Source organism: Coleofasciculus sp. E1-EBD-02 (genome assembly GCF_040218245.1).
Taxonomy (GTDB): domain Bacteria; phylum Cyanobacteriota; class Cyanobacteriia; order Cyanobacteriales; family Coleofasciculaceae; genus Coleofasciculus.
Genome location: NZ_JAVJQN010000033.1, coordinates 40,843 through 60,584 on the forward strand (window position 1 = coordinate 40,843; position 19,742 = coordinate 60,584).

A 19,742-nucleotide genomic window follows, 5' to 3' on the forward strand; every position below is an offset into this window, starting at 1 on the left:
AAGCTGGGGAAGCTGGGGAAGCTGGGGAAGCTGGGGGAGCCAGGGGAGCTGGGGAAGCTGGGGAAGCTGGGGGAGCCAGGGGAGCTGGGGGAGCTGGGGACGTTAACTCAAAATTCTACCTGTTCCCTGTTCCCTCTCCTCACCATAAAACTTATTCAGCAGACCCTATTTACTGATTGAACTAGCTAGCTTGGCTATGGATTGTTCAACAATTTTAGCGGCTGCATCCACTTCTTCAGCCGAGACAATCAAAGGCGGGACAAAGCGCACCACTTGGGGACCTGCGGGTACTAGCAGCAATCCTTGCTCCATCGCCGCTTTCGCCACATCCACTGCTGTAAATTCTACATCCGCGTTCAACTCCATTCCATTAATCAGCCCCCAACCGCGCACCTCATTAATGAGCTGGGGATAGTTCATCGCGATCGCTCTTAAACGAGTCCGCAACTGTTCACCCCGTTCCTGAACGTTTTGCAGAATACCGTCCCGTTCCAATGTCTGAGCCACGGTTAAAGCCGTCGCACAAGCCAAAGGATTTCCGCCAAAGGTACTCGCGTGATCCCCAGGTTGAAAAACATTACAAAATTGCTTACACAACATTGCCCCAATCGGAACACCGCCCGCTAATCCCTTAGCGCTGGTAAAAATATCTGGCTCAATCCCTAAATTCTCATATCCCCAATACTTACCCGTGCGACCCATCCCCACTTGCACTTCGTCTAAAATCAGCAGGATACCCGTCTCGTCACAGATTTTCCGCAAGCGCAGGAAGTACTCCAACTCGCCTGGACGCACACCCCCTTCTCCTTGCAGGGGTTCCAGCATCACTGCGGCTACTCGTTGATCCCCTTCATCCAATTCTCCGATCGCATCTTCCATGGCACCGATATCGTTATACGGCACATAGTAGAATCCTGGCACCAAGGGGTCAAAATTCTTTTGATACTTGGGCTGACCCGTAGCTGTAATCGTTGCTAACGTGCGTCCGTGGAAACTGGCGTTCGCCGTCAAAATTACAGGTTTATCAATTTCTAGAACCGTGTGGGCGTATTTCCGAGCCAATTTAATCGCCCCTTCATTCGCCTCCGCACCCGAGTTACAGAAAAAGACGCGATCGGCACAGGAATGCTCAATCATCCACTGAGCTAATTCTCCTTGCGGGGGAATATAGTACAGATTAGAAACATGGTGCAGCGTTTTGATTTGCTGCGTCACCGTTTCGATCACAGCCGGATGGGCGTGACCCAAGGTACAGGTAGCGATCCCAGCGACAAAATCGAGATAATCACGTCCGGCTGTATCCCAAACTCGACAACCCGTACCCCGTTCTAGGGCGATAGGGAAACGATTATATGTTCCCATCACGTTAGTATCGAAATCCTTGGGATTGTATGCAGTCGATACACCCTCTGCTGATTCAGCAGGAATTCCGGGGTTCTCGACGAGAGTTGGTTTGGTCACGAACATTATCTCCTAATTTGATTGGTCATTTTTCAGGGAACAGGGAACAGGGAACAGGGAACAGGGAATAGGCAATGGGCAATCGGCAATGGGCAATCGGCAATAGGTAAGGTAGAGTTTTGAGTTAACTTCCCCAGCTTCCCCAACTCCCCCAGCTTCCCCAGCTTCCCCAGCTTCCCCAGCTTCCCCAGCTCCCCCAGCTCCCTCTGCTTATTTTCACCCGATCGGTAGAGAGTAAAACAGCCACCTGTATGAGATTCTGTATATAGCCCATTGAGTTTGCCGCTATAATCCATACATCTATGCTGTTCAATATTTTGTAATCAGGGCAACAACTAGCCAAATTGCTTCTGGTAGCCTTAGAATCAGTATTTTCTAATCCTAAACATAGAGAAGGTATCGAGATGGGGGTGCGCCTTGAATAGCGACTCTCACTCAAATCATCTCTTATGTTGTGTTGAGCTGTACAGCCCGTAGCTACAGCCAGTGTTGAAAAATTTTCATTGACAGTACCCATTTATATTCAGTCCATCTGCCCAATCTGTCTAGTTCAATCTGTCTAACTGACCGATTGCCTAAAAACCCAATCACAAGCTTTCATAACACTCCTACTTCAAACCTAACTATGACTATCGCACAATTGAACCCAACTGCTACTCGTCAGTTTACAGAAGATACGGATTTTTCTCACCCTCAGAGTGAGCAAATCTCAGATAATGACCAAAATCAGGTCGAAGTCGAATTTTCCGAAACAGAGACTCGCGCCGGAAAAACCCGACAATCTGGCTACCATAAAACTAGCTCTGACGATACAGTAGGAGCGTTCTTCAAGGAGATGGCTCGTTATCCCTTGCTGAAGCCAGAAGAAGAGATCGAGTTAGCCACTCAGGTTCAATTCCTGGTCGAAATGAACGAGACGACTGAACGCTTGCACCAGGAGTTGGGGCGCAAACCAACGAACGCTGAACTGGCTCAAGCTTTAGATCTGACCGAACGTCAATTTGAAAATCGCCTCTACCGAGGACAGATATCTAAGCGTAAAATGATTCGTTCCAACTTACGCTTAGTCGTTTCCATCGCCAAGCGTTATCTTAACCGGGGAGTTCCTTTCCTGGATTTGATTCAAGAAGGCGCATTAGGACTCAATCGGGCGGCAGAGAAGTTCGATCCCGCCAAAGGTTACAAATTCTCCACTTATGCGTATTGGTGGATTCGTCAGGCGATTACCCGTACCATTGCCAATGACGCCCGTACCATTCGCTTACCGATTCACATTGTCGAAAAGCTGAATAAGCTGAAAAAAGTGCAACGGGAACTCAAGCAGAAACTGCAACGGACTCCCGACGAAACCGAACTCGCAGAAGCCTTAGACATTAGCCGCACTAGCTTGCGTCAGTTGTTACAATTGCGTCGGCGATCGCTCTCTCTCAACCATCGGGTGGGTAAAGGCGAAGATACAGAACTCGTGGATTTACTCGAAGATAACGATTTGCACTTGCCCGAACAGCAAATGAGCGAATCCATGATGCGTCAAGAGATTTCCGATGTCTTGAGTGATGTTCTCACCGAACGGGAAAAGGATGTCATTTCTCTACGCTATGGATTAGCAACTCCTGAATCCTACACCTTAGAAGAAGTGGGCAGCATGTTCAACCTTTCCCGCGAACGGGTACGTCAGATTCAGAGTAAAGCCATGCGGAAGCTGCGCCGTCCTCAAGTTGCTCGTCGCCTACAAGGGTGGTTAAGTTAGGATTGGTTTGTAGTAAGCGCTTTAGCGCTGATGGCACGCTTCGTGCCAACTACGAACGAACAATGAGCAAGCTAAAGATACGACCAGCTACCCCAACAGATGTGCCAGTGCTGTTTGAACTCATTCAAGCACTGGCTGAGTATGAGAAGCTGTCTCACCTAGTCACAGGGACGGTGGACGCTCTCCAAGACCACCTGTTTGGGGCTAAACCTTATATTGAGGCAATTCTGGCAGACTATGAGGGGCAAACGGTAGGCTTTGCTCTATTTTTCTCTAACTATTCCACCTTTTTAACCAAACCGGGCATTTACATCGAAGATTTATTCGTGCGCCCGGAATTTCGGCGTCAGGGTATCGGGAAGGCATTGCTAACCTATGTTGCCCAACTAGCGGTAGAACGGGATTGTGGGCGGTTAGAATGGTCAGTCTTGGACTGGAATGAACCTGCGATCGCGTTTTATCAGCGCCTAGGTGCTACAGTGCTACCCGACTGGCGCATTTGCCGAGTCACAGGCGATGCACTTCCCCAACTAGCGACACAAAGCTTATATAATCATTAAATTGGTTTACAACTTATGTCGCCAAGGCTAATGAAATATCAAAAACTGTGTTTTTCCTCTTGCCGTCAGTGATCCCAGTCTTTTACAAAAATAAGTAGATCTACTTAAGATTGTGATTAACTGTTTTAGGGAATGAGGAGAACATCATGATTTGGGTGAATGAACAGGTTGATCCCGGAGGTCTGATTTATTCGTGCATCGCTTGTCGTGACGAAGACCAAGCCAAAGACTGCCATGAATCGTTTCAGCAGAACTTGACAGAGGAGCAAAAATCAGCAGGTTGGGTAGCGCGTCTGAGAACCGTCAGTTCTTGGGATGAGGTGCCAGTCAATGCGTTGAAGCTGGACTGAGGATGTTTGTACATTCCGGGATTGTAGGGGCGCACCGACGTGCGCCCAAAAAACTACAAACGGGATTTATGAGGTAAATTAGTTTAAAGTCGATATCCTGATGGGCTTTAACGGGGGCTGTATGAAGGGATTGTTCAGAGGCAAGGAGACACGCGATCGCTAGTGGTATTCTTCTCAGTTTAAAATCAGAGGATTGAACAAAAGCTACCCAAGGACAAATAACAAATGACCAATGACGCAAGAACTGATAATTGAGGCAGGTCGCACCGAACAACAATATTGGAAAGACTTGTGGCGTTACCGGGAACTGTTCTACTTTCTGGCATGGCGAGATATCTTGGTACGATACAAGCAAACCATCATTGGCATAGCCTGGGCTTTAATTCGACCCTTTTTAACAATGGTGGTATTTACGATAGTTTTTGGTAAACTGGCAAAGTTACCCTCTGAAGGAGTTCCTTATCCGATTTTGGTGTTTGCGGCGATGCTACCCTGGCAGTTTTTTTCCAATGCCCTTTCCGGGTGCAGCAATAGTTTGATTAGCAATGCCAATTTAATCGCCAAGGTCTACTTCCCCCGCTTAATTGTGCCAGCCAGTGCCGTGATTGTCAGCTTTGCAGACTTTATGATATCAGGGATAATTTTGCTAGGCTTAATGGCGTGGTATGATTTCCTACCCAGTTGGCGAATTTTGACACTACCATTTTTTATTATAATTGCCTTTGCGGCATCAATGGGGGCAGGGTTATGGCTAGCCGCGCTGAATGTAAAGTATCGGGATTTTCGCTATATTGTCCCGTTTATCGTACAGTTTGGTTTGTATATTTCCCCTGTGGGATTTAGTAGCACGATTGTCCCTCAAGAGTGGCGATTAGTTTATTCACTCAACCCGATGGTTGGGGTAATCGATGGGTTTCGTTGGGCAATTTTAGGTGGGGAAGCCAGAATTTACCTGCCAGGATTTCTCCTCTCATTGGGATTGGTTTTTGGAGTATTGGCGAGTGGGGTGTGGTATTTTCGTAAGGTAGAACGTACATTTGCAGATGTAATCTAGATATTTTCAGTAGATAAGCGAACTAGGTAATGGATAATGTCTGACACGGTGATTCAGGTCGAGAATCTCAGTAAGAAATATATTATTGGTCACCAGCAGCAGGAACGTTACACGGCGCTGCGGGATGTGATGGCTAATGGGGCGAAGTCTCTCGGACAACGGTTACTGAAACCTTGGGGAAAACAGAGTGCTAACCCGGCGTATGAGGAGTTTTGGGCGCTGAAGGATGTATCGTTTGAGGTTAAGCAGGGTGATAGAATTGGGATTATTGGGCGTAACGGTGCAGGAAAATCAACACTATTAAAGATTTTAAGCCGGATTACGGAACCAACAACCGGGAGGATTCGGATTAAAGGGCGAGTAGCGAGTTTGTTGGAAGTAGGTACAGGATTTCACCCGGAGTTGACGGGACGGGAGAATATATTTTTAAATGGTGCGATTCTGGGAATGAGCAAGGCGGAGATTAGGCGAAAATTTGATGAAATCGTTGACTTTGCTGGAATTGAAAAGTTTTTAGACACGCCAGTTAAGCGGTATTCGTCGGGAATGTATGTGCGATTAGCGTTTGCGGTGGCGGCGCATTTGGAACCAGAGATTTTAATTGTAGATGAGGTTCTGGCAGTAGGGGATGCTCAGTTTCAGAAGAAGTGTTTAGGTAAGATGGATGAGGTGGGAAGGGAAGGTAGGACAGTGCTGTTTGTGAGTCATAATATGGGAACGCTTAAGGCCTTATGTCATTCAGCTATCCTATTTTGCCAAGGAAGAATCCTTCATCAGGGAATAACTTCTCAAGTTGTAGATTCGTATTTGCTATATGCTTCTGGAAATAGAGTTAGCAACGGAGAAATGCAGTGGTTTGATAGGCAGCAAGCTCCAGGTGGTAAAGAAGTGCGTCTTGTGGCTATCAGATTACTCAATCCAGATAATGTAGTACAAAGAAATTTTGATGCAGGAAAAGCAATTCAAGTAGAAATAGTCTATGAAATTTTTGAATCTGTCAGAGGAATGCGCCTAGTCGTTCAAATTCTTAGTAACGATGGGAGTATAGCCTTCTGTTCGACTGATTATGCCATCCGTAATACCGAGACAACACCAGGGTTATACCGTACAGTGTGTACGATACCTGCTTGTTTATTAAATTCCGGGTTGCATTTTGTTAAAGTGCATGCAGGTTGTCCCGGGGTAAAAATTTTGGTCGAATGTAATTTTTTGTTAGATTTTTTTGTTGAAAAAATTAACCATCATGGCCCTCTATTTTCCGAGAAATGGCCTGGAGTTGTGGCTCCTAAGCTGGATTGGCAGACCTATTCAATTTAGTTTATAATAGAAATGCTCAAAATTTATTCGTATTTTTGGTATAATTTAAATAAAAGATTAAGTTTTTCAGGTAATAAAAAATTACCAATCAAAATATCGTATGATAATGTATTCTTGGTTTCATATCCAAAGTCAGGCAGCACTTGGGTTCGCTTTTTAATTGGTAACTATTTGAGCGGAAATCGATGCGATTTCACTAATTCTCATCTAATAGTGCCAGATATTCATCTTAACCCAGAGCAATGTAGTCAAATCCAACAACCAATATTTATCAAGAGTCACATGCCCTTTAGATGTGATTATAGGAATGTTATATACTTAGTCCGAGATGGACGTGATGTTGCTGTATCGTACTATTTTCATTTGATGAAGTACAGGAAAATTAGTAGAAATACTCTATTTGCTGATTTTATAGGAAAATTTAATCATGGTTTTTTTGATGACTATACTTCATGGAATAGTCATGTAAATTCGTGGATCAATAATGCCCCAAATAAGTTTCTATTAATAAAATATGAAAATATCAAGCAAAACCCACTTCTTCAACTAATTAAAATATTAGAATTTGCCAATATTTCGGTAAATTATGATGCTGCTACAGCAGCTATTGAATCATCTAAATTTGAAAAAATGAAAACTCTGGAAAAAGCCCAGCATAATATGTTTTATAGATTATCTGATTCTGATGCTAGTATTCCCTTTATTCGCAGAGGTCAAGTAGGAAATTGGAAGCAGTTTTTTACAGATGATTTAATGAATGAATTTATCCGCGTTCATGGTTTAGCCCTAGAACGCCTTAATTATTTGTGAAGTTGCCAACATTAAATTAAATGTATGTATGATGGATGCTATTAGCCCTTTAACTGAAAATAAACATATTACTTTGTTAAAAAAAATCAAGACAGAGCAAATTATTCTTGATTGGCAAAGTTATTTTAACATAGATATTACAGAGGAAATAATGGATAAAGATGAAATTTATTTGTATCAATGTAATAAAACAAAGCTTATGTTTTTCTTGCCATTAGATATTGCTGGATCGAGAAAAATCTACGAAAAACTTGAGGAAATTGATTGGTACTATATGCCTAATAAGTGGGAGCATGATATAGCAATTCAAGATTTCAAAAATTATTCTAAAGTACTAGAAGTAGGATGTGGGAGAGGAGATTTTGTAGAGCGCCTACGTAAAGAATCTAAAATAGATGCCCATGGCATTGAACTTAATCCAAGTGCTGTTGACTACGCAATCAGAAGAGGAATTCCAGTATCCCAAACAGATTTATATAAACTAGCAAAGGAGAAAGAAGGTTATTTTGATGCTGTCTGTAGTTTTCAAGTATTAGAGCATGTTGCTTATCCTAAATCGTTCTTGCAAGCTCTGATTAATCTTGTGAAAAAGAATGGGAAACTTATAGTTTCTGTTCCAAATTCTCAATCTTTTATTAAGTATTCACAAAATAACTTATTAGACCAACCGCCTCACCACATGACGCGGTGGTGCGAAGAAACATTCTATCATATGAATGACATTTTTCCCATAAAAGTTCATAAAATACTATTTGAACCATTAGCTGAATATCATGTTGATTGGTATATATCAATACAGCTATCTAGACAATTATCTAGGTTTTCAGCAAATCGGTTATTCAGTAGCTTGAGTTTTCATATATTTCATAAGCTTTTAAAACCTATGCTTCAACAATCACCTTTGATTAGGGGTTTTATCCCAGGACATACCTTATACGTTTGCTTTGAAAAGATGAGTTAAATTATATGCTTTGACAGAATCTAAATAAACTATCACTCTATTGTCACTCTGGGAAAAGAACTATGGCTCTCCCGTACTTAGAGTGATAATAAAGTATTATGAATTAAGCTAAAGTCCCACGGTGTAATGCTTGTAGGTTGGGTTGACAAAGGAAACCCAACTAATCCAGCTTAAAAGCTAGGTTTTCCTCAAATCAAGCCAATCGCCACACACATAAGTAAAATTTATCACACCATGTACGGGAGAGCCGAACTATCAAACCTAGTTGCTGAAAGCGGGAGCATCCATTTTGGAAACAACATCACCTAAAATAAAGGTATTTCAAGGGTTTCAGCCCTCCCAAAATAGCTAACATGCAAAATTGGGATGTTCCTAAAAAATCACCCTGTATAGACTCGACCAGAGTTCAAAGAAAGCTAGTGTGGATTTTATATTGTATGTAGTCACAAAATCCTAAATTGCCAAGCAATTCAGCCCATGAATTATCTTAATCTCGGTTGTGGTCGTCGCTTTCATTCTACCTGGACTAACCTAGATTTTGTCTCAACTGACGCTGATGTCTTTGCCTGCGATATTACTCAAGGACTCCCTTTCGCTGATGTCTCTTTTGATGTTGTTTATCACTCCCATCTACTCGAACACTTGTCTAGGCAACAAGCTGAATCTTTGATTAGAGAATGCTACCGTGTATTGCGTCCCAAAAGTGTCCTGAGAGTTGTCGTTCCGGATCTGGAGCAAATTGCGCGAACGTATTTGATTGCTCTTGAGCAAGCTAGTTCTGGTTCTCAAGAGTGGGCGGCTAATTATGAGTGGATTTTATTGGAGATGTATGACCAAACAGTAAGGGAGCATTCTGGGGGGAAAATGGCAGAATATCTAACTAGGAAAAATATCCCTAATGTGGAATTTATTCTCAATCGCTGTGGAATGGAAGCGAAAAACTTGATTGAAGCAGGGTGTCAGCAACGGGAGCAACGAGAACAACATCAACCCGATCAAGTACAAGACACTAAACGGATAAGCTTACTCAAGCAGATTTATCATTTTTTGCGCTATCCTAACTATCGTCGCGAGTCATTACTCAAACTTCTGTTGAACAAAGAGTATACTGCTCTACAGATTGGACGTTTCCGTCAAAGTGGTGAAGTTCACCAGTGGATGTATGACCGTTACTCCTTAGCTCTGTTGCTGGAGAAAGCTGGCTTCGAGGCTATCACTCAGCGTGCTGCTACAGAAAGCTATATTCTAGATTGGGCTAGCTATAATCTTGATACAGAACCAGATGGAACAGTCTACAAACCTGATTCACTTTATATGGAAGCGATTAAACCAGTGACATGAATATCTTACATATCAATCAGTCAGATATTGCTGGTGGAGCAGCGATCGCCGCCTATAGGCTGCATCAAGGTTTACTGGCTCAGGGCGTTGACTCGCGCTTGCTAGTTGGGGAAGTGAGAACTAGCAGCGATCGCGTGGCGGGTATGCCTCCTCGTCAACTCCGACTAGAGAATCAAATCTATCGCCTGACTCGTCGCTTAAGTCTTAATTTTATTCATCTCCTCAACACCTTTGATATTCCTAAGCACGCTTTTTATCAGAACGCTAATATTATTAATTTTCACAACCTCCACAGAGGTTATGGTGGATATTTTAACTACCTGGCTATTCCCTCATTAACAGCAAACAAACCTGCTGTTTTTACTCTCCACGATATGTGGAGCTTCACCGGTCATTGCACCTATAGCTATGAGTGCGATCGCTGGAAAATTGGTTGTGGTAAATGTCCTTACCCAGAAACTTATCCAGCTATCCAGAGGGATAATACTCGCTTTGAATGGAAACTGAAGAATTGGGTCTATCACCATTCCCACTTAACTATCGTCACTCCCAGCCGCTGGCTAGCTGAACAAGCCAAGCAAAGTATGCTTAACCGCTTCCCAATTCATCACATTGCCAATGGTATTGATACCATAGCTTATCAACCTCTGGACGGCGAACAGTGTAAATCCCTGCTTGGTATTCCCGTCGGCAAAAAAGTGTTGATGTTTGGAGCTGAGAATCTAAAAGATACCCGCAAGGGTGGGGATCTGCTTCTGAAAGCGCTCTCTCACTTACCTGAATCCCTTAAAGCTGAAACCGTGCTACTCACTCTAGGTGATAGGGGAGAAGTGATCGCCCAAGCAACGGGTATTGCGACTCTCAATCTTGGCTATGTGAGCAGCGATCGCCTCAAATCCATTGCCTATTCAGCCGCTGACTTGTTTGTTTTTCCGACTCGTGCCGATAATTTACCTTTAATGTTACAAGAGAGTATGACCTGTGGCACACCCATGGTTTCCTTTAAAATTGGTGGCGTTCCGGATCTAGTGCGTCCAGGAGTCACTGGCTATTTAGCTGAACCCGAAGATGATCGGGATTTGTGTTATGGTATTGTCCAGCTACTGGAGGATAAAACGCTACGAGAGCACATGGATCAAAACTGTCGGGCGATCGCTCTAGAGGAATTCTCCTTAGAACTCCAAGTTCAGCGATATATTAAACTCTATCAAGAAATTTTGCTCAGTTAATGGATTTTGTCTAACTCGTAGCGTCAGTCAAGTCAGCCAAGTTAGCTGCTAGAAAAGATAGTCATGTTAACCATTTTTTCGATTCCTAAACCTTTTAACGGACACATTGGCATTATTCAACGTAACGCGATCGAAAGTTGGTCTCGCCTCCATCCAGCTTGTGAAATCATTTTGTGTGGAAATGAACCAGGAATAGAGGAAGTAGTAACTGAGTTTGGTGCAAAATGGATTCCTAGCCTTGCCCGTAACGAATATGGTACACCCCTACTCAACTCAGCTTTTGACCAAGTACAACAGGTAGCTAGCCACCCCTTGTTATGCTACGTGAATGCTGATATTATTCTACTCAGAGATTTTATAGAAGCGTTACCAAAAATTCATTTCCGCCGATTTCTGATGGTCGGTCAGCGTTGGAATATAGATATTACAGAACCCTTAGATTTTGCCCCGATCAATTGGGACAAAAAGTTGCGTGAATATGTTGCTAGTCATGGAGTGCTATTTTCTCCAATGGGAATTGACTTTTTCGTGTTTCCGCGAGATAGTCCACTAGGAAGACTTCCACCCTTTGCTGTTGGTCGTCCAGGATGGGATAACTGGTTCATCTACAAAACTCGTCAACTTGGCATTCCTGTTATTGACGTTACGAGAACTGTGACCATCGTGCATCAAAATCATGACTATGCCCATGTTCCACATCGTAAGAATAAGACATGGGAAGGACCAGAGGCTGACTGGAATCGTCAGTTGATGGGATGTGAGTGGTGGAATTATTTATTTTCTATTGCAGATGCAACTCATATCATGACTTCTCGAGGATTACAACTTGCTTGGGGACGCGAGTTTTTGCAAAGGCATTGGCAAATTTTACCAATTTTATTCCCAAGCACTAAAGTTTTGGTGAGACTAATAAATGGAATGATTAATCGACTTTTGGGGATACATAATTTATTTAAATTATTTTCTTTTAATAAAAATGCCTTTAAAAATTAGTATTTATATTACTTCATATAATCAAAAAAAATATTTGATTGAAGCAATTGAAAGTGTACTTAATCAGACGTTGAAACCCTACCAGATCATCATCGTTGATGATTGCTCTACCGACGGATCACAAAATATAATTGCTGGTTATGCCTCTCGTTACCCAGAGCTAATCACCCCTATTTATCATTCTCAAAACCAAGGCGTTGCCCAAACTCGCATACATGCAATGCAAGCTGTTACAGGGGATTATGCCACTTATGTTGATGGGGATGACAGAATTCTCCCAACCAAACTTGAAAAAGAAGCGAAGCTGCTTCAAGAAAATCCTCATGCTCAGATTGCATTTTCCAACTACTATTATATCACGGAGGACGGTATTCGTACTGGAGTATGGGCTGATGGAGAAACACCACCTCAAGGTGATGTTTTTCGCCAGACCTTCTCTAGAGAGTTTCCGAGGCGTAATCTTTTTAGGAACGAATTAGTTAATTATCAAGCTTGGAAAAATATTGGATTCTACGATACTTATCTAGGCATTTACCATGATTATGAAATGCGGATTCGGCTAACCAAGCAGCTACAAATTGTATATTATGATCAACCTTTAGCTGAATACCGTAGATGCCAAAGTGGAGTGTCCAGTGCAAAAGTTATCCAGCATCTAGCTGAGTTAGAGTACGCCTACAAAAAGAACATTCTTCTTCTCAAGCAACTGAGTCCGAAAGAACAGGATACAATTCGACGAAAGCTAGGGAAATATCTGGCGGTGGTGGCTAGAGGAGCAGCCAGACAATCACTCTTAGAATCTACGAATTCAGTAAATAATAGAGTCGATGCTATTCGGTACTATCTAAAAAGTCTGCATTATCAACCTGATCACCTTGACTACAAATTAGCTCTCAGAATTTTGTTGCCTCACATAGCCTATGTATGGATTAAATCAAAGTATTTATTATTTATTGTTAAAAGGAAAAAATAATCAATTGTAGAGTTGATTTATGATTAATTTACAAGGCGACAACCTCCTCTTCTTAATTTCTCAACCCCGCGCTGGTTCTACATTGACTCAGCGAATTTTAGGGAACCACCCCGATATTTATACAGTATCTGAGCCTTGGTTAATGTTACATCCTCTTTATGCCCTACGAACTGAAGGATATCAGGCGGAATACTGGCAAAGCTTGGCTCAAATGGCTCTTAACGATTTCCTTCAGAACTTTCCTGATCGTGAAGAGGTGTATTTCGAGGGTATACGTCAAATGTACACTTACTTATATAGTCAGGCATTAGCAAGTTCAGGTAAACGTTATTTCCTGGACAAGACACCCCGTTATTACTTAATTATTCCAGAACTATACCGTACTTTTCCCAATGCAAAATTTATCATTTTGTTACGGAATCCATTGGCTGTACTGTATTCGTCTGTCGGTTGTGGTTCAAAGGAAAATTGGATTTTACTTGATGGAATAAAAAATGATTTAATTCGATCACCAACACTTTTACTGGAAGGAATAAAGCTACTAGGAGATAGGTGTATAGTTTTGCATTATGAACAATTGTCAAAAAATCCTGAGAGTGAAATGAGAAAAATTTGCGAGTGGCTAGATATCGAATTTTTATCAGCAATGATAGATTATGGACTAGATCAGGTTCCTAAATGGCGCTTTGGTGATCAAAAGACTATCTATCAAATGAGCAAACCGGACGTTAATAGGATAGAAAAGTGGGTTAGGGGAATGGAAGATATTCAGATCTGGCGATTAGCAAACGATTATTTGCAGTGGCTGGGACAAGACAGAATCAATCAAATGGGATATGCTTATGAAGAATTGGCGCAAATCCTGGAATACTATCGTCCTCCTAGGTTTAAGCTATGGACTACCTTGTCCTTGGAATCGTTAATAAAGAAACGAGAGGAACGCCAAAAATGGGAGTATGAATACCAGATCATACGACTCATTCGCTCGTTTCAAAGACGAGGTGTAGGAGGAACGATGGTTCGCTTAACACAGAAGGTATTGGGCATACCATCGAACTCTCAGGAAGTGACCCAGGTATGGGAAAATTAAAGTGGTATTGCCTGATAGGGTAAAAGCTGCTCTCAGTTCATTTATTTTAAGATAAAGTATGCCTAAGCTGCTTGTCACTGGTTCATCAGGACTGATTGGTTCTGAAGTCTGCCTGCATTTTGCTCAACTGGGTTGGGAAATTTATGGTGTGGATAATAACCAGAGAGCAGTTTTATTCGGCGCTCAAGGGGATACGCGCTGGAATCAACAGCGTCTACAGTCACAGATTAAAAGCTTTGTCCATCACGAGTTAGATATTCGCGATCGCAGTGGTATTCTAGACTTAGCTGAGAGTATCAGACCGGATGCGATCGTCCATGCCGCAGCACAACCTAGCCATGATTTAGCAGCTAAGATGCCCTTTGATGACTTTGACATCAATGCGGTAGGGACATTGAATCTCTTGGAAGCCACTCGCCAGTTTACTCCAGAAGCGCCCTTTGTCTATCTTTCCACGAATAAAGTGTATGGTGATGCTCCCAACGAGATTCCCATGGTAGAGTTAGAAACCCGTTGGGACTATGCTGATCCTCACTATAAACAGGGTATCCCGGAATCATTCCGCATCGACCAATCCAAGCACTCGTTGTTTGGAGCCTCTAAACTCGCCGCTGATATTATGGTACAGGAGTATGGTCGCTACTTTGGCTTAAAAACCTGCTGTCTGCGGGGTGGCTGCTTAACCGGACCCAATCATGCGGGTGTGGAACTGCACGGATTTCTGAGCTACTTGGTGAAGTGTAACCTAGAGAGTTGCCCCTATAAAGTATTTGGTTACAAAGGTAAACAAGTTCGGGATAATATCCACTCCTATGACGTTGCTTGTTTAGTTGAAGCGTTCATCCAAGCTCCCCGCTGTGGCGAGGTATACAATCTAGGTGGTGGCAAGAATAACACTTGCTCAATCTTAGAAGCCTTTGATATCGTTGCTTCATTGACGGCTAAAAAAATGCACTATGAGTATTTAGAAAACAACCGAGATGGCGACCATATCTGCTACTATAGTGACTTGCGTAAAATCAAAGAGCATTATCCGCCTTGGTCTATCACTAAATCCTTAGAGGATATTTTTGCCGCAATTATTGCCGCTTGGTTTGAACGAATCAAGTAAACATGCCTGCTAATTCTAGTTAACAATGATAAAATATCTACCACGTCTTCTAATAGTTAGCGAAGTACCGCTGAGTAAAGAGGGTATGGGAGCCAATCGAACGCTGTTCAATCTATTAGACGCTTATCCATCTGAACAGTTAATGCTATTTGCCCCAGAGACCTCACTAAAAACAGAACCTACTGCTCCACCATTTGACCAACGAGTCTTCCCATTTCCAGGCTCTTATCTACCTCCTCTTAAAAATCGACTTGGACTTTTAATTAATGCCCTTAACCTGCAACTGCTTGAGTGGCTACCCATTGCCAATCAAAAAAGCCTAGAAGATTTTGACCCTGAAGTCATACTAGTCTGCCCCTTAACCTCTTGGTGCTTACTAATGGGGCATAAATTAGCGAATCATTTTCATTGTCCAAGTTTAATTTATTTGATGGATGATTGGTTAGCAAAAGCAGACTCACGCTGGCTATCAGGAAGTACCCAAACAGTTGCTTATAAACTTTTACAAGAGTCTGTCGGTTGGTTAATGATTAGTGAGCAATTAGAAGCCGACATATCCAGTCGCTATCAATTATGTCCTAAACACTCGCTGATTGTTCATAATCCAGTTGATCTATCAGGCAAAGATCCACCTGATAAATTACCTAAACGTAAAGGGAAATTTAAAGTTGCCTATGCTGGCTCTATTTTACCTCTCCATTATGATGCCCTTGCTGTAGTTGCGGAAGCTATCTTCCAGTTAAGATGCGCTGGAAAAGAGATTGAGTTGGTTTTGTACACTCACCAATCGTTTTGGGATCTTTACCAAAAACAATGGAAGCAATGGCAAGTTGTCTATGGCTCTTTTATTCCTTATACTGAACTTGACTCATATCTCAAGCAGGCTGACCTGTTGCTGGTTGCCTCCTCGTTTCGACCTGAGTATGCCCATGCAATCCGGTCTTCAGTTTTCACTAAGCTGACAGACTACATGGCGGTTGGAAGACCGATTTTATCATGTGGTCCTGATTACTCTGCCTGTAATCAATTTATTGATAAGTGGAAATGCGGATATATATTGGAAAGCAATCAACTTTCAAAGGTAAAACAATTTTTAGGATTTATAATTAATCATAACTATCTCAATGAAGAATTATCTAAATTAGCTTTCAAAGTAATCAAAACCAATTTTTCAAAAAGCAAAATTGGTTTAAAAATAAATCATTTTATAAATTTAATTTTTTTGTTGCATACGGAGTAAAATTAAATTATGAATTTACGTTATCAAATTAGGAGTTTATTGAATTCAAGTCAAAATAAACTTGCTACGGTAATTCAAAAATTACCTATAAAATCAGAAATATTAGGTCCTCCAAAGGGATTTTATAGATTTACATCGGATTTTTTTGCTATGTCTAGCTTAAGTAGTCAAGGCAAAATAATGAAAAACTTCGTCGAAGATGATTATGGCTATAAAATATATAGCAAACTACCTAATTCAATCGATGAAAATATATATTGGAAATTTATAAAAGTGCATGAAACATATAAAATCATTTCTAGAGAAAATAAAAGAAAAAATATTTTTTCCGAAACTTTTGTGGCAATAGTTACTGATGGGCGTGTCTGGGGGAATAGCGGCGCTATAATTACCCCAGACGATAAACTATTAGCTGATGTGTCCTTTGATTTCGTAAGAAGAGATGCCGCTCATCGTGTTTTTTATCAGTGGAAGTTACCACGTATATACAAAGTTAACGGTACAGTAGCTGTTTTATCAGTAGCAGGAGGTGTAGGATACTACCATTGGATGTTTGATTTATTGCCGCGCATTGAGTTGTTGCGTCGATCTGAATTAGATATAAGTTGCATAGATAAATTTTTAGTTAACAGCTATCAACTACCTTTCCACAAAGAAACATTGAATATTTTAGGAATTAGGGCAGAAAAGATAATAGAAAGTAGTCAATACCCTCACATCAAAGCAACTCGTTTAGTAGTACCTTCTCTAGCTGGAAATGTAGGTAACATGCCACAGTGGGTTTGTAAATTTTTGAGGAGAGAGTTTTTGACTAGAATGAAACCTGAAAAGTTAGACATCCCCAAACGTATTTATATTAGTCGTGCCAAGGCAAGTTGGCGTCGAGTCGTAAATGAAGATGAAGTGCTGAATTTTTTAAGTATTCATTTAGGTTTTAAAAGTATAGTACTAGAGTCGATGTCAGTCGTTGAGCAAGCATCACTTTTCTCTTCTGCTCAAGTTGTAGTTTCTGCTCATGGTGCTGGATTAGCTAATACAGTATTTTGCAATCCAGGGACTAAGGTTATAGAGTTTTTATCGCCAAATTATGTAAATCTTATGTACTGGGCACTTAGTAATCAGATGAGTATTGAATATTATTACTTATTTGGTAAAGGTGAGAGACATAATCAATATACAGAAATTCATAATGTTGGAGAAGATATTGCCATAGAAATAAATTCTCTACAACACATTATGAGCTATGCTAAGATTGTTTAGTTAGAAAATAACTTTTCATTTGGTACATTGCCATTAGTAAGTCTAGTTTCAAATCTTCTCTATTTAAAAGTATAAAGTTTAGTAAGTTATATATAAAAATAGAATGTTTTATTCTGTAAATAATTATTAATTTTAGTCAACTCATGGTATATAAATGGGAACAAGTTAGTAAGCGTCTAGATATAGACAGTCGATGGAGTGAGGCAGTAAGTTATCTGGATAAATCAGAAGAATGTCACGGTATCACATTACAAAGACTATGGCAAATTCTCGATCAGGCTTGGGAGGAACTCTCATCCAAAAACTCCCGTAGCTTGAATCTCTCAAATTTTCTCCGTGAGTATTACCAACATCCAGTTTGGCTAATTAATGCGGCTTTTTCCGAATCTGATCAGGCAACAATTAATGATCGTCTAGCAGCAGTGCGCCTAATTACCCATGTACAACCTCGCAAAATCCTCGACTTTGGAGGTGGTATTGGTACAGTGTCACGTTTATGTGCGACATATATACCTCAAGTAGAGGTCATCGATTTAGTTGATATTACAGAATTTCGCCAAACTATTGAACACTATTTATCAGATTTTCCCCAGATCCGAATTTTAGAACGACCTGATCCCCTCTATGATGCAGTTATATCAACAGAAGTCTTGGAACACTTAATCGATCCCATTGGTGCTGTCGTGGAAATTAACCATTTGCTTAGAGTGGGTGGAGCCTTTGCTGTAAGTTGGAGTTTTGCACCTGCTATCAAATGCCATTTACCGCAAAACTTCCATCTGCAAAAACTAATGCTTTGGATTATTCGCAGCTTAGGTTTTGGGTTTTATGGGTTTGAGCGTCGAGGGAGTAAAGTGTATGGCTTTGTCAAGCATTCAGAAATAACACCCGCCATGCTCAAAAAAGCTCGTATGCTGGAATTTTTGGCTAGATTACCCATACCCTTTAATCGCGTCCTTTTCCTGCTACAGGGGTTATAATGACTAGGGTTTTTCTTCTATGTTCAGGATTGGATAAGGTAAAGCGGGGATTCGAGTCTTTTACTCAGGAGTGTTTTGACGCTTTATACCAAAACTCTACACTAGACATTACCTTATTTAAGGGTAGTGGAGAATCGAGTACCCCCAAAATTACTTTATGGAATTTATCACGCCAGGGTTGGATTGCTGTTCAGCTCGGCAAAATTATTAGACGCAATTCCTATTATATCGAGCAAGTGTCTTTTACTCTAAGCCTATTACAACACATTTATCAACAACAACCCGATGTTATCTACTTCAGTGATGGTACTTTAGGTAATGTCCTTTGGCACTGGCGGCGTTTAACGAAACAAAGTTACAAACTTTTGTTCTCCAATGGCGCTCCTTTTTTTCCGCCCTTCTTACCCTACTGCGATCATATGCAGCAAGTAGCACCCTCTCATTTCCAGGCTGTCTTAGATAGGGGAGTGCCTGCTGCGAAACAAAGTCTCATTCCCTACGGCATCAAGATACCTACCGAACTAAAAATCCTGTCCACCCCTGAACGAGAGGCATTACGAAGCCAACTGGGATTACCTGAGAGACGACAGATAATTTTATCGGTAGGAGCTATTAATAAATCTCATAAGCGCATGGATTATCTGATTCGGGAGATAGCTGCCTTGCCTAAACCGCGCCCTTATCTGTTGCTGCTCGGACAACAAGAAGCACAATCTCCTGAAATTCATCAGCTAGGTAATCAGCTATTAGGGACTGATAGTTTTCAAATCAAAACTGTTGCCCCTAATCAAGTAGTAGATTATTATAGAGTGGCTGATGTTTTTGTGTTAGCTTCTTTAAACGAGGGATTCGGGCGCGTGTTCTTAGAAGCTATGTCTTATGGCTTACCGTGTCTCGCTCATGATTATGAAATCGCCCACTTCGTTCTAGGAAAGGAGGGATATTTTGCCAACTTTGAATTGACAGGTAGCTTAGCGAGTCTGATCAGTCAAGTTTTAGCAGAAGGGAATGATGAGTCAAAATGTCATCTCCGGCATCGTAGTATCTATGAACGCTTTAGCTGGGATAAACTGCGTCCAATTTATATTGAGATGATTGAACGTGTAGCAGGTAAAAGAACAATCTAGGAGGATAGTTGATTATGCCTGGTGTAAGCGCTATTCTAGAGCGCGGGTAAGCGTAATCACGATTGGGGTAAAACATGAGAAAATGGGTTGACACAACAGTTGTGAGCGGCCTGATTGTTATGAAGTTGCTTGTCA

General features: G+C 41.5%; 19 protein-coding genes. 17 read left to right on the plus strand and 2 right to left on the minus strand.

Annotation, left to right across the window (positions count from 1 at the left end):
• Positions 1-165: 165 nt before the first annotated feature.
• The gene (locus RIC07_RS05695) at positions 166-1,467 is read right to left on the minus strand and encodes an acetylornithine/succinylornithine family transaminase (RefSeq protein ID WP_446393666.1); all 1,302 of its coding nucleotides are present in this window, start codon (positions 1,465-1,467) and stop codon (positions 166-168) included.
• Positions 1,468-1,493: 26 nt separating this feature from the next.
• Positions 1,494-1,757, minus strand: a complete 264-nt coding sequence (locus RIC07_RS05700; protein WP_446393667.1) for a hypothetical protein — start codon at positions 1,755-1,757, stop codon at positions 1,494-1,496.
• A 329-nt stretch (positions 1,758-2,086) separates the two neighbouring features.
• Here RIC07_RS05700 and RIC07_RS05705 point away from each other — a divergent pair, with 329 nt between their 5' ends.
• From RIC07_RS05705 to RIC07_RS05785, 17 genes are all read left to right on the plus strand, one after another.
• Positions 2,087-3,211, plus strand: a complete 1,125-nt coding sequence (locus tag RIC07_RS05705) for an RNA polymerase sigma factor, RpoD/SigA family (protein ID WP_446393668.1) — start codon at positions 2,087-2,089, stop codon at positions 3,209-3,211.
• Between the two features lie 62 nt (positions 3,212-3,273).
• The gene (locus tag RIC07_RS05710) at positions 3,274-3,771 is read left to right on the plus strand and encodes an N-acetyltransferase family protein (protein WP_446393669.1); all 498 of its coding nucleotides are present in this window, start codon (positions 3,274-3,276) and stop codon (positions 3,769-3,771) included.
• Between the two features lie 143 nt (positions 3,772-3,914).
• A complete protein-coding gene (locus RIC07_RS05715) occupies positions 3,915-4,121 on the plus strand; it encodes a glycogen debranching protein (protein WP_446393706.1) in 207 nt (68 codons plus the stop codon).
• 232 nt (positions 4,122-4,353) lie between these two features.
• Entirely contained in the window at positions 4,354-5,175 is an 822-nt protein-coding gene (locus RIC07_RS05720) for an ABC transporter permease (protein ID WP_446393670.1), read from the plus strand.
• A 36-nt stretch (positions 5,176-5,211) separates the two neighbouring features.
• Complete coding sequence (locus tag RIC07_RS05725) at positions 5,212-6,492, plus strand: ABC transporter ATP-binding protein (RefSeq protein WP_446393671.1); 1,281 nt, start codon at positions 5,212-5,214, stop codon at positions 6,490-6,492.
• A gap of 12 nt (positions 6,493-6,504) precedes the next feature.
• A complete protein-coding gene (locus tag RIC07_RS05730) occupies positions 6,505-7,302 on the plus strand; it encodes a sulfotransferase domain-containing protein (RefSeq protein ID WP_446393672.1) in 798 nt (265 codons plus the stop codon).
• Between the two features lie 28 nt (positions 7,303-7,330).
• Positions 7,331-8,263: a class I SAM-dependent methyltransferase gene (locus RIC07_RS05735; protein ID WP_446393673.1), complete on the plus strand. Its 933-nt coding sequence runs from the start codon at positions 7,331-7,333 to the stop codon at positions 8,261-8,263.
• A 477-nt stretch (positions 8,264-8,740) separates the two neighbouring features.
• Positions 8,741-9,604, plus strand: coding sequence for a class I SAM-dependent methyltransferase (locus RIC07_RS05740; RefSeq protein ID WP_446393674.1), 864 nt, complete (start codon positions 8,741-8,743; stop codon positions 9,602-9,604).
• On the plus strand, positions 9,601-10,833 hold the full coding sequence (locus RIC07_RS05745; RefSeq protein WP_446393675.1) for a glycosyltransferase family 4 protein: 1,233 nt from the start codon (positions 9,601-9,603) through the stop codon (positions 10,831-10,833). The genes RIC07_RS05740 and RIC07_RS05745 overlap by 4 nt, the downstream gene beginning before the upstream one ends.
• 63 nt (positions 10,834-10,896) lie before the next feature.
• Positions 10,897-11,826: a hypothetical protein gene (locus tag RIC07_RS05750; protein ID WP_446393676.1), complete on the plus strand. Its 930-nt coding sequence runs from the start codon at positions 10,897-10,899 to the stop codon at positions 11,824-11,826.
• On the plus strand, positions 11,810-12,799 hold the full coding sequence (locus tag RIC07_RS05755; protein WP_446393677.1) for a glycosyltransferase family 2 protein: 990 nt from the start codon (positions 11,810-11,812) through the stop codon (positions 12,797-12,799). Before RIC07_RS05750 ends, RIC07_RS05755 begins: the two co-directional genes overlap by 17 nt.
• Positions 12,800-12,818: 19 nt before the next feature.
• A complete protein-coding gene (locus tag RIC07_RS05760) occupies positions 12,819-13,889 on the plus strand; it encodes a sulfotransferase family protein (protein WP_446393678.1) in 1,071 nt (356 codons plus the stop codon).
• Positions 13,890-13,947: 58 nt separating this feature from the next.
• On the plus strand, positions 13,948-15,000 hold the full coding sequence (locus RIC07_RS05765; protein WP_446393679.1) for an NAD-dependent epimerase/dehydratase family protein: 1,053 nt from the start codon (positions 13,948-13,950) through the stop codon (positions 14,998-15,000).
• A 25-nt stretch (positions 15,001-15,025) separates the two neighbouring features.
• Positions 15,026-16,240 (plus strand): hypothetical protein, encoded by a 1,215-nt coding sequence (locus tag RIC07_RS05770; protein ID WP_446393680.1) that lies wholly within the window; start codon positions 15,026-15,028, stop codon positions 16,238-16,240.
• 9 nt (positions 16,241-16,249) lie between these two features.
• Positions 16,250-17,500: a glycosyltransferase family 61 protein gene (locus RIC07_RS05775; RefSeq protein WP_446393681.1), complete on the plus strand. Its 1,251-nt coding sequence runs from the start codon at positions 16,250-16,252 to the stop codon at positions 17,498-17,500.
• A 143-nt stretch (positions 17,501-17,643) separates the two neighbouring features.
• Positions 17,644-18,480, plus strand: coding sequence for a class I SAM-dependent methyltransferase (locus RIC07_RS05780; RefSeq protein WP_446393682.1), 837 nt, complete (start codon positions 17,644-17,646; stop codon positions 18,478-18,480).
• On the plus strand, positions 18,480-19,607 hold the full coding sequence (locus RIC07_RS05785; RefSeq protein WP_446393683.1) for a glycosyltransferase family 4 protein: 1,128 nt from the start codon (positions 18,480-18,482) through the stop codon (positions 19,605-19,607). Before RIC07_RS05780 ends, RIC07_RS05785 begins: the two co-directional genes overlap by 1 nt.
• Positions 19,608-19,742: the final 135 nt, after the last annotated feature.